The 11,966-nt window shown below is 71.9% G+C and carries 6 protein-coding genes and 1 pseudogene; 2 read left to right on the forward strand and 5 right to left on the reverse strand.

Features of this window, described 5'->3' with window-relative positions; translation table 11 throughout:
* Positions 1-446: 446 nt before the first annotated feature.
* The 4 genes from ald to BM536_RS21030 all read right to left on the reverse strand — a co-directional run bounded on the left by ald (position 447) and on the right by BM536_RS21030 (position 6,355).
* A complete protein-coding gene (gene ald / locus BM536_RS21015; protein ID WP_211362920.1) occupies positions 447-1,571 on the reverse strand; it encodes an alanine dehydrogenase in 1,125 nt (374 codons plus the stop codon).
* Between the two features lie 133 nt (positions 1,572-1,704).
* Positions 1,705-3,762, reverse strand: coding sequence for a tetratricopeptide repeat protein (locus BM536_RS21020; protein WP_094103506.1), 2,058 nt, complete (start codon positions 3,760-3,762; stop codon positions 1,705-1,707).
* 173 nt (positions 3,763-3,935) lie between these two features.
* The gene (locus tag BM536_RS21025; RefSeq protein WP_073498493.1) at positions 3,936-4,562 is read right to left on the reverse strand and encodes an NUDIX domain-containing protein; all 627 of its coding nucleotides are present in this window, start codon (positions 4,560-4,562) and stop codon (positions 3,936-3,938) included.
* Positions 4,563-4,687: 125 nt separating this feature from the next.
* Complete coding sequence (locus tag BM536_RS21030) at positions 4,688-6,355, reverse strand: CTP synthase (protein ID WP_073498492.1); 1,668 nt, start codon at positions 6,353-6,355, stop codon at positions 4,688-4,690.
* A gap of 533 nt (positions 6,356-6,888) precedes the next feature.
* Here BM536_RS21030 and BM536_RS21035 point away from each other — a divergent pair.
* Entirely contained in the window at positions 6,889-8,691 is a 1,803-nt protein-coding gene (locus tag BM536_RS21035; RefSeq protein WP_073498490.1) for a glycoside hydrolase family 15 protein, read from the forward strand.
* 61 nt (positions 8,692-8,752) lie between these two features.
* Positions 8,753-10,390: pseudogene (locus BM536_RS21040) on the forward strand (PucR family transcriptional regulator).
* A gap of 47 nt (positions 10,391-10,437) precedes the next feature.
* Here BM536_RS21040 and BM536_RS21045 read toward each other — a convergent pair.
* Positions 10,438-11,559, reverse strand: a complete 1,122-nt coding sequence (locus BM536_RS21045; protein WP_073498488.1) for a glycosyltransferase family 4 protein — start codon at positions 11,557-11,559, stop codon at positions 10,438-10,440.
* Between the last annotated feature and the right edge of the window lie 407 nt (positions 11,560-11,966).

The raw sequence follows: 11,966 nt of genomic DNA on the forward strand, positions 1-11,966 counted from the left end.
AACCTCCAGCCACTACCCTGCGTAACGAATCTTCGCTGCCTCAACCTGCCAGTTGCGCCAAATAGGCCCTACCGGCGGACGCTCTCACAAGTCGTCTTACCTCCTTGGTGACCAGGAAACTTCTAGACAAGGTCAGCGTGGCACCATGCCGACGGTTGGCGACTCTATGGCGTGTCGGGTGTTCGCAGCAACACAATCCGCCGTACCCGACTCGATGTGTCGACAATGAAACATCCCACTGTCAAGGGCGTACGGCCGTCGCACAGCAGGCTTCACCGGCGCGCGAATCGGTCGAAGGGTTACGTTCGAGGCGAGTTGACCGAGAGCCGCAAAGTGACCATACACACATCGGGCCGGACCTTGTCGGGCAAGGTCGGCCGGTGGTGTGCCATTGACGCGACGTGTTGACGTATCGCCTTTACGGCAAGGTGACTTGCCCGGGCGGGTCAGCCGAGGAGCGTGTCCAGCTCCAGGTGCGCCAGGCCGTGCGCCTCGGCGACCTCGCGGTAAACGACCTGGCCGTCGTGGGTGTTGAGGCCCTTGGCGAGCGCGGGGTCACGGCGCAGGGCCTCGACCCAGCCGTTGTTGGCGAGCGAGACGATGTACGGCAGCGTGGCGTTGGTGAGGGCGTTGGTGGAGGTGTTGGGCACCGCGCCCGGCATGTTGGCGACGCAGTAGAAGACCGAGTTGTGCACCGGGAAGGTCGGCTCGGCGTGGGTGGTGGGGCGGGAGTCCTCGAAGCAACCGCCCTGGTCGATCGCGATGTCGACAAGGACACTCCCGGGCTTCATCCGGGACACCAGCTCGTTGGTGACCAGCTTCGGGGCCTTGGCGCCCGGGATGAGCACGGCGCCGATGACGAGGTCGGCCTCGAGGACGGCCTTCTCCAGCTCGAAGGAGTTGGACATGACGGCCTTGACCCTGGTGCCGAAGATCTTGTCGGCCTCGCGCAGCTTGTTGATGTCACGGTCCAGCAGGGTCACGTCGAAGCCCATGCCGACGGCGATCTGGGTGGCGTTCCAGCCCGACACACCGCCGCCGATGACGACGGCCTTGGCCGGCGTGACGCCGGGGACGCCGCCGGGCAGGACGCCACGGCCGCCGTTGGCACGCATCAGGTGGTAGGCGCCGACCTGCGGGGCCAGACGGCCCGCGACCTCGGACATCGGGGCGAGCAGCGGCAGCGCGCGGTTCGGCAGCTCGACGGTCTCGTAGGCGATCGCGGTGGTGCCGGAGGCGACGAGGGCGTCCGTGCACTCCTTGGACGCGGCCAGGTGCAGGTAGGTGAAGAGGGTCTGGTCCTTGCGGAGGCGGTGGTACTCCTCGGCGACGGGCTCCTTGACCTTCAGCAGCAGGTCGGTGGTGGCCCACACCTCGTCGGCGGTCTCCAGGATCCGCGCCCCGGCGGCGACGTACTCGTCGTCCGTGATCGACGACCCGACACCGGCGTTGCGCTCGATGACGACCTGGTGGCCGTTGCGCACCAGCTCGTGCACGCCGGCGGGGGTGATGGCCACCCGGAACTCGTTGTTCTTGACCTCGCGGGGGATGCCGACCTTCACGTCGATCACGGTCCTTGGCTCAGAGGGTGGGGGAACAGCAACACATACCCGGAGGTAGCGGACGCACCGGGATGCACCGCAGGAGAACGTGCGGCAGAGCCAGTCTAATGAAGGTGTTCCCTCTGTCTAGCCTTTCATTGCATCAATCTTCAGTGGGTGTACTGCGGATTTCGCAGGCGTTAGCTCCGTGTTCCGGCTCCGGATCACGGTCTCCGGGCTCTTCTTCCAGGATGCGCTCGGCCGCGGCCCGGTGCAGACGGGCGGCCGCGGGGTCGCCGAGGTGCTCCAGCGTGTCGGCCAGCCGAAGCCGGAGAGCGGCCTGGAGACGTGTGTCGTCGGCCCGCCGGGCCCACTCCACCGCCTCCTGGCAGGTGCGCAGCGACTCCTCGGGCCGGCCGGCGTACTCCTGCACCCGCGCCAGTTCGCTCAACGCTCGCGCCGCCGCGGCGACATCGCCGTTCTTGCGGTGGCCTGCGGCCGCGGCCCGCCAGCTCCGCTGCGCCTCGCCGTACCGTCCGGCGTAGGTGTGGGCGGTGGCGATCCGGCCGTACAGCCGGGCGGCGTCCGCGCGCTCGTCGCGGGCCTGCCGCTGGGCGAGGGCCCGGCCGAACCAGTCGGCGGCCCGGTCGTAGTCCCCCAGCTCCAGGTGCGCGCCGCCTACGGATTCCATCGCGCGGCCGGTCGCGTACGGGTCGTTCGCCTCCCGTCCGGCGTCCAGTGCGGCCCGGTAGCGCACCAGGGCCTCTGCCGTGCGCCCCGTGCGCGCGTCCACGTCGGCCAGGTTCAGCAGGGCGGCGGCCTTCTCGCGGGGCAGATCGCGCCGCTCGGCCACGCCCAGGACGAGCTGGTGGATGCCGTACAGGTCGGGGGCCGCGCCCTGGGTGCCGAAGTGCGCGACCATCGCCCTGACCAGCTGGGACATCAGGCGCCTGGCCAGCGTGTCCAGATCGCCGTCGGCGACCGCGAGGCGGGCGCAGGCGAGCAGGGCCGGCCGTCGGGCGCGCAACCAGTCGGCGGCGGCGCGCGGGGTGGCGAAGCGCAGGGCGCGGGGCATGCCCTGGAGCTTCTCGCGGGCCTGCGGGTTGTCCGTCTCGGTGATCGCCCGGCAGGACTGGAGCAGCCGTACCGTCCGCTCCAGCATGCGGGCGCGGGCCAGCTGGAGCTCGGCCGGGCGCTCGTGGGTCTCGGCGGCCGCCCGCAGCAGGGGCTGGAGGCAGCCGGGAACCTCGTACTGGGGCTGCGGCGAGGCCACGGTCCGCAGCAGGCCCAGGGCGACGAAGTCGTCCAGGGTGGTGCGGGCGGCGCCGATCGAGCAGCCGGCGAGCGCGGAGGCGGTGTGCGGGTCGACGAGACCGGCCGGGGCCAGGCTGAGCAGTCGCAGTATCCGCGCGGCGACCGGGGGCAGGGTGGCGTGCACGAGCCGGAAGATCCGGCTGAGGGGGGACCCGTCGTCGCCCTCGGCGTGCAGCTGCTTGGCGAGGTCGGCGACCGCCGACTTGGGCCGGGCGGCGAGCCAGCCGCCGGCGAGGATCAGCGCGGCGGGGTGGCCCTGGCAGGCCTCGACGAGGCCTTCGGCGGACCGCGGATCGACGGTGATCCGGACCGAGCCGGTGTGGCGGGTGAGCAGGTCGAGGGCGGACTTGGTGTCCAGGCCGCCCAGGGTGCAGGGCCGCACGTCGGAGATGCCGGTGAGCGGGCCCGCCGAGACGGCGACGACCAGGCACTCGGGGGTGTCCGGAAGGAGTGCGTCGACCTGTTCGGCACCGGCCGCGTCGTCGAGCAGGAGCAGTGCGCGCCGGTCGGCGAGGGCCTCGCGCAGAGCGGCCGAAAGGTCGTCCTCGCCGGCGCCGGGCGGGACCGGGCGGCCGAGTGCGGCGAGCAGTTCGCGGGCGGCGCGCTCGACCGGAACGGGCGTGCCGTCCGGTTCGCCGAGCCGGACGCGCAGCACGCCGTCCCGGTAACGCCCGGCGACCTGCCGGACGAACTCCTCGGCCAGTGCCGTACGGCCGGAACCGGGCCGTCCGGCGATGAGGAGCACGCGCGCGCGGGGGGCCTTCTTTCCGGAGAGGGTGTCCAGTCCCGCGCGCTCGATGTCGGCGCGCAGTTCCTTCAACTCCCGGGTACGGCCCAGGAAATGGCCCTCCGTCGCAGCGTGTCCGGACAGCTGCACGCCGTCTGTGTCCACTGCCTGATCCGTCACGGGCCACACTCCCGTCCCACCGCACGCGCAAGCCCGCCGGGACTCCGGATCGGGCGATTCCCGAGCCTAGTTCACGCTCTGCGACGTTCCGTGTGGAGCGCGGCGGTGACGTCCCCCGATCGGATCAGCCGATCGTCACACCGCCCGGGTCGGTGAGAGGTGCGCCGAGGTGGTCACGCCTCGAAGGGACGGGCCGGCCACGGCGCCTGAGCCGGACGCAGCGCGTCGAGCCCCTCGCCGCTCCGGGCGGCGGCCAGCGCCAGGACGCCCACGACGAGGCAGTTGTTGTGCAGCTCGCCGGCGAGCACCCCCCGGACGAGTTCGTCGACCGGCACGCGCGCGTGCTCCATGTCGGCCTCCTCCTCCTCGACCTCGAAGCGCTCGCCGTCGGCCTCCGACAGCCCTCGGGCCAGGAAGATGCGTACGGCCTCGTCGCAGCCGCCCGGGGTGGTGTAGACGTCGGTCAGCACCCGCCAGTCCTCGGCCTTGACGTGCGCCTCCTCGTACAGCTCGCGCTGGGCGGCGTGCAGCGGGTTCTCGCCGGGCACGTCGAGCAGGCCGGCCGGGATCTCCCACAGCTTCTGCCGCACGGGGTGGCGGTACTGCTTGATCAGCAGGACACGGCCCTCGTCGTCGAGGGCGAGGACGGCCACGGACCCGGGGTGGACCTGGTAGTCACGGCGGACGACGGAGCCGTCGGGCATGACCACCTCGTCCGTGCGCACGGAGGTCTTCTTGCCCACGAAGGGTGTCTCCGTCGCCCGGATCTCCCACGCCTGCGCGGTGTCCTTGATCGTCATGCCCTGTCCTTCCACACGTACAAAAGGAAGCCGGCCAGAGGAGAACCGGCCAGATCGAACCGGAAAAAGAGGCCGGGGTGCTCACCTTTGAGGAGAAGCACCCCGGCCACCGTACAGCTGGTGTGTTACTTCGAAGTCTTCCGCTCGACCGCGGCCTTCACCAGCCCGGCGAACAGCGGGTGCGGACGCGTCGGCCGCGAGCGCAGCTCCGGATGGGCCTGCGTGGCGACCAGGTACGGGTGCACGTCACGCGGGTACTCCACGTACTCGACGAGCTTGCCGTCCGGCGAGGTGCCGGAGAACAGGATGCCCGCCTTCTTCTCCAGCTCCGCGCGGTAGGCGTTGTTCACCTCGTAGCGGTGGCGGTGCCGCTCCTCGACGTACTCCTTGCCGTCGTAGACCTCGCGCACGATCGAGCCCTCGGCCAGCTTCGCCGGGTACATGCCCAGCCGCATGGTGCCGCCCATGTCGCCCTCACCCGCGACGATGTCGAGCTGCTCGGCCATCGTCGAGATGACCGGGTGGGCGGTGGCCGGGTCGAACTCGGTGGAGTTCGCGTCCGGGATGTCGAGGAGGTCGCGTGCCGCCTCGATCACGATGCACTGGAGGCCGAGGCACAGCCCGAGCAGCGGGATCCTGTTCTCGCGGGCGTAGCGGATCGCGCCGACCTTGCCGAGCACACCGCGGTCGCCGAAGCCACCGGGGATGCAGACGCCGTCGACGTCGGCGAGCTGCGCCTTGGCGCCCGCCGGGGTCTTGCAGTCGTCCGAGGTGACCCACTTGATCTTGACGCGGGCCTTGTTCGCGAAGCCGCCGGCGCGCAGTGCCTCGGTGACCGAGAGGTAGGCGTCGGGCAGGTCGATGTACTTGCCGACCAGGGCGAGCGTGATCTCGTGGTCGGGGTTGTGGACCCGGTCGAGCAGGTCGTCCCAGGTCGTCCAGTCCACGTCACGGAACGGCAGGTCGAGCTTGCGGACGACATAGGCGTCCAGGCCCTCGCCGTGCACGGTCTTCGGGATGTCGTAGATCGAGCGGGCGTCGGGGCAGGCGACGACGGCGGCCTCGTCGACGTCGCACATCAGCGAGATCTTCCGCTTGATCGCGGTGGGGACCTCGCGGTCGCAGCGCAGCACGATCGCGTCCGGCTGGATACCGATGTTGCGCAGGGCGGCCACGGAGTGCTGGGTGGGCTTGGTCTTCAGCTCGCCCGAGGGACCGATGTAGGGCAGGAGCGAGATGTGAACGACGAAGACGTTGTCCCGGCCGACCTCGTGGCGGACCTGGCGGACGGTCTCCAGGAACGGCAGCGACTCGATGTCGCCGACCGTGCCGCCGACCTCCGTGATCACCACGTCCACCTCGTCCGTCGCCATACGACGGATGCGGTGCTTGATCTCGTTGGTGATGTGCGGGATGACCTGCACGGTGTCGCCCAGGTACTCGCCGCGGCGCTCCTTGGCGATCACGGTCGAGTAGATCTGGCCGGTGGTGACGTTGGCGGAGCCGTCGAGGTCGCGGTCGAGGAAGCGCTCGTAGTGACCGATGTCCAGGTCGGTCTCGGCGCCGTCGTTGGTGACGAACACCTCACCGTGCTGGAAGGGGTTCATCGTGCCGGGGTCGACGTTGAGATACGGGTCGAGCTTCTGCATCACGACGCGCAGGCCCCGCGCCTTGAGCAGCATGCCGAGGCTGGAGGCGGTCAGCCCCTTACCGAGAGAGGAGGCGACACCCCCGGTGACGAAGATGTGCTTGGTCGTCGTGGCGGAGCTGTTTCGGAAAGCAGCGGGCGGCATGGCCAAGAGGGGGCTCCCGTGGTCGCGATCTGGGGGTGCGGAGCGGCTCCCGGAGGCTTTCACCAGCGGTTCGTGCCGGAGATTTCCGGGGGTGCCGTCGCTGCGGTTCGGGGGTTTCGTGCCCACCGGTCCACGGGCTACCAGGGTATCAGCGCCTCGGGGGGATGGCTTCCGACCACGCTCCGCGCACGGTCCGACACCCCGGGGCACGGGCTCACCGGGCCCTCACCCACTGCTCACCCGTTCGGCCCACCCACGTTGTCCGGAGCGGCACGCAGATCATCTACGTGCGTCGTATCCTGCTCGGACACTCGCTGCCGAGCCCGGCCGGCAAGACGGCACACCCCAGCCCGTACCCACCGGAACAATGAGAGCTCGTCAGTTCGTTGAGCAAGAATTGGCGTTTTGCCAACACGGCTGAGCGACTGCTTTGCTTCACCGCTCAACGACGCATTACAACAACTTCCCCCTTGACCGCACCAAGCGACAGCCCCCGCGCGGGGGCCTACGTGGCCGTTCGACTGGAGTTGCACGTGGCCGGGCGCATCGAAGACTACGCACTCATCGGAGACATGCAGACAGCCGCTCTCGTCTGCCGCGACGGGACGGTGGACTGGCTCTGCCTGCCCCGCTTCGACTCCCACGCGATCTTCGCCGGGCTGCTGGGCACCGAGGAGCACGGCTTCTGGCGGCTCGGCCCGGCGCACGCCTCCGACGCCGAGCCACCGCGAGCGGCCCGGCGGAGCTACCGGGGCGACTCACTGATCCTGGAGTCCGAGTGGGACACCCCGCGCGGCACGGTCCGGGTGACCGATTTCATGCCCCCTCGTGACGGCGCCCCGCAGCTGATCCGGATCGTCGAGGGCGTCTCGGGCCGCGTCCCCATGCGCTCGACCCTGCGGATGCGCTTCTCCTACGGCCGGGTCGTGCCGTGGGTGCACAAGCACGAGGGCCGTACGGTCGCCGTCGCCGGCCCCGACTCCGTGTGGTTCGACACAGAGGCCGAGACCTACGGGAAGTCGCTGACGACGTACGCCGACTTCACGGTCGCCCCCGGTGACCGGATCGCGTTCACGATCTCGTGGGAGCCCTCGCACAAGGAGCCGCCCGCGCTGCCGGAACCTGAGCAGTCGCTCCAGGCGACGGAGGACTTCTGGCGCGAGTGGGTCGAGCACTGTACGTACCACGGGCCCTACCGCGAGGCGGTGGTCCGTTCGCTGATCACCCTGAAGGCGCTGACGTACGCCCCCACCGGCGGCATCGTGGCGGCCCCCACCACCTCCCTGCCCGAGGACATCGGCGGCGTCCGCAACTGGGACTACCGCTACACCTGGCTGCGCGACGCGGCCATCACCCTGTCCTCGCTGCTGCGCACCGGCTACCGCGAGGAGGCCCGCGCCTGGCGCGAGTGGCTGCTGCGCGCGGTCGCCGGCGACCCCGAGAACCTCCAGATCATGTACGGCATCGCCGGAGAGCGCGAGCTGGGCGAGGCGGAGCTGGACTGGCTGCCCGGCTACGAGAGCTCCGCCCCGGTCCGGGTGGGCAACGGCGCGGCGCACCAGCTCCAGCTGGACGTGTACGGCGAGGTCACCGAGGCCCTGCACCTGGGCCACATGACCGGGCTGGCCCGCAACGACTACGCCTCGCTGCTCCAGCTGAAGCTGATCCGCTACCTGGAGCGGCACTGGGACGAGCCGGACGAGGGCATCTGGGAGGTGCGCGGCCCGCGCCGCCACTTCGTGCACTCCAAGGTGATGGCCTGGGTGGCGGTGGACCGCACGATCAAGCTGATCGAGTCCGGTGACGCGGACGGCCCGCTGGAGCGCTGGCGCGAGCTGCGCGACGACATCCACCGGGACGTGTGTGAGAAGGGTTACGACAAGGAGCGCAACACCTTCACGCAGTCCTACGGCTCGAAGGAGCTGGACGCGTCCCTGCTGCTCATCCCGCAGATGGGTTTCCTGCCCCCGGACGACAAGCGCGTGATCGGCACCATCGAGGCGATCCAGCGCGAGCTGTCCACGTCGGACGGCTTCATCCTGCGCTATCCGACCGAGGGTGACAGCGAGGGCGTCGACGGCCTCCCCGGCGACGAGGGCGCCTTCCTGGCCTGCTCGTTCTGGATGGCGGACGACCTGGCGATGATCGGCCGGGTGGACGAGGCCCGCAGGCTCTTCGAGAAGCTCCTGGCGCTGCGCAACGACCTGGGCCTCCTCGCCGAGGAGTGGGACCCCCGCCTGAAGCGCCAGGTGGGCAACTTCCCCCAGGCCTTCAGCCACGTCCCCCTCATCGACACGGCCCTGCGCCTGACAGCCTCGGGGGCGTACGGCGGCTGAGGCGCGTCCGCGGCCGGCCGGAAGATGTGGCCGGACCGGGTCCGCGGGTAGCGTCCGCTGCATGGACAGCCGCACGGACCGACGATTCGACAGCCGGGGCGCCGGCATCACCGTGCAACGGGCGCTGGAGCTGCCCGGCCTGCGCAGCGGCCTGCCGGAGATCCTGGCGGGCGCGGAGCGGCTGGGCCGCACGGTGCGCTGGGTGCACGCCGGCGAGGTCCCGAACATCGCCTCCCTGCTCAAGGGCGGCGAACTGCTGCTGACCACCGGCTACGGCCTCGGCACCCGTCCGGCCGAGCAGCGGGCGTTCGTGCGCACCCTGGCCGAGCGGGGCATCGCGGCCCTGGTGATCGAACTGGGCCCGCGCTTCGCCCGGCTGCCCGCGGCACTGGTGGAGACGGCCCGCTCGACCGGTCTGCCGCTGGTGCAGCTGCACCGCGAGGTGCCGTTCGTCGCGGTCACCGAGGAGATCCACACCGAGATCGTCAACGGCCACTACGCGCTGCTCCAGCAGGCGGAGGAGGTGCACCGGCGCTGCACGCAGGCGCTGCTGGGCGGCGGCGGCATCCCCCAGGTACTGGGCATCCTCGCGGACTTCAGCGACAACCCGGTGTTCCTGGAGACCACCGACGGGCAGTTGCTCTACGCGGCCGGGTCGGGCCCGGAGGGGGCGGACCCGGCTCCAGGTGTGGGAGGGGCTGCGCGGCCCGCACAAGGACGCGCCCGCCGATTCGGTGCTGGTGGACGTGCCGGGCGGTGGACCGGGGGCGGGTGCGGTGCGCGCCCGGCTCGCGCTGCTGCCGGTACGCGCGCCGCTCGCGCCGGTGCACCGGATCGCCGCCGAGCGGGCGGCCGGGATCCTCGCGGTGGTGCTGATGCAGGCACGGCAGGAGGAGGAGCTGGCGGCGCGCGGCCGGGGAGACTTCCTCACGGACCTCGCCGAGGGCCGTATCACGGCGGAGGACGCTCCGGCGCAGGCGCGCGTCCTCGGCTTCAAGCCCGGCGACAGCCCGCTGCTGCCGGTCGTCATGCGCCTGGGCGACACGCTCTCCCCGGGTGGCGGCTGGGCGGTGCTGGCGCGGGCGGTCGCGGAGGAACTGGCGTCGGTGGGGGTGCCGGCCCTGCTGGGCGTACGACCGGTGGAGGGCCGGGTGCCGCTGCTGCTGGGTCTGCGCTCGGAGTCGGAGCGATCGGCGGTCGCGGACCGGGTCGCGGCGGCGCTGCGGGCCGGGGTGGAACGGGCCGGGATCCAGCGTCCGGGTGCTCAGCCGCCGGTCGTGGTGGTCGGGGTGGCGGGCGGCTGGGCGGCGGCCTCGGCGGGCCTCAGGCACGCGGCGGAGACGGCGACGGCCGCGCAGGGCCTGTCGGACCGGCCCTGGTACGACGCCCGCCGCCTCGACATCGACCTGCTGCTGTGGCGGCTGCGCGACCATCCCGACCTGGCGGCCTTCGTGGACCGCGCGATCGGTCGGTCCGCGACCACGACCAGCGCTCCAGGCCGCCCCTGCTTCCCACCCTGGAGACCTACCTGGCGCACGCGGGCCGCAAGGCGGAGACGGCCCGCGAGCTGCACCTCAACCGGCAGACGCTGTACAACCGCCTCGCGCGCATCGGCGAGTTGCTGGGCACCGACCTCGACGACCCGCAGACGGTCCTGGCGTTGAGCCTGGCCCTGCGGGCCCGGCGGCTCGTGCCCTGAGGTTTTGCCGCCGGGCGCGTGCCGCCGGCCCGGATCGGCGGCAGGCGTCAGATCATCGGCAGCGGCTGTGTCAACTCGTCGTACACGCTGAGGATTTGGGCGACGGTCTCGTCCTCGCTCGGCCAGGTGGCCGCCTGCCGGATGCCCGACTCCCGGAGCAGCTCGCAGCGTCCGGGGGCCGCGAGGAGGCGTACGACGGCGTCGGCGAAGGCGTCCGCGTCGCCTGGCGGCACGAGTTCGGCCGCGTCGCCGACGAGTTCGCGCACGCCGCCGGTCAGCGCCGCGACGAGCGGCACGCGTGCGTGGAGGGCCTCCTGCGCCAGCACCGAGCGCGACTCCCCGACACCCGGCAGCAGGGCGAGGTCTGCGGCGGCGAGCAGTTCGCTCACGTCGTCCCGCCGCCCGAGGAGCCGGACGGGCAGTGCCTCGTCCTCGATACGGCGCTGGATTTCCGCCCGTAGCGGCCCCTCCCCGGCGACCACGACCAGCGGCACGGGGTCCAGTCGGCCCCACACCCGGGCGGCGTCGAGCAGGACGTCGTAGCCGCGGGGGCGGTCGAGGGAGCCGACCGCCATCAGCAACGGGCGGCCGATCGCGCCGAGTTCGGCCCGCACCTTCGCACGCGGCCGTTCGGGGTCCTCCTCGGCCGTACGGGGGCCGGGAAGTCCCACCGCGGCGAGCCGGGCGTCCCGGGCGCCGGTGCGGCGTGCCCGGTCCACGAGGTCGGAGGTGGTGCCGAGCACCACGGCGGCCGTCCTGGCGACCCGTCGCTCCAGCAACCGCAGCAGATGGGCGCGGGCGCCCTCGGCGTGGGCCCGGTTGTGCCAGGTCACGACGAGCGGGGTGCTCCGCCCGCTGAGAGCGAGCACGGCCCGGAAGGAGGCGTGCAGTCCGTGCGCGTGGACGAGGTCGGCGTCCGTGCAGGCCGCCCGCAGCGCCGCCACGGACGTGGGATCGCTGCTGCGCGGCACGGGCACGTGGTCGGCACCCGCGCCCGTGAAGTTGTGGGCGTGAGCGGACTCGGCGGGGGCGCACACCGTCACCCGCACGCCCCGCGCGACGAGCCCCGCGGCCAGGGAGCGCACATGGGCGCTGCTGGCGGCGTTGCCGCCGCCCAGCACCTGCACGGTGCGCAGCGGCGACTGGCCGTGCGGTGAGTGGCTGCTCACGTGGCCGGGGCTCCCGGTTCGGCGTCGATCGGTCACGAAGGAACGTACAGAAGGGACGCGGGCGGAGGGGTGGACCGCTCGCGCTCCTCCATGTCGTGCGCCCAAGGATGCCAGGACGTACGGGTGTTCCGTGCCGCAGAGCACCCCCGGCCCCGGCAACACGCCCCCGCATATCACCCACACGAGTGAAGGAAGGCGGGGTTCCGTTCGACGGGTGAGCCCGTCGGCGGGTTTCGGTGACGGCCTGCCAGGGGCGGTGAAGGCCCTCCGGAGCCCACGGCGCAGCCGGCCGACGCGCAGGTGGTGGCCCGCCGGCACACCCGGCCGGGCCTCCCGGCGTGTCCGAAGGGACCTGACGCGTGGGTCACGGCCGACCGCGCCGCCCCACGCACACCGGCGCCGCCTCA

The organism is Streptomyces phaeoluteigriseus, assembly GCF_001896135.2.
GTDB lineage: Bacteria > Actinomycetota > Actinomycetes > Streptomycetales > Streptomycetaceae > Streptomyces > Streptomyces phaeoluteigriseus.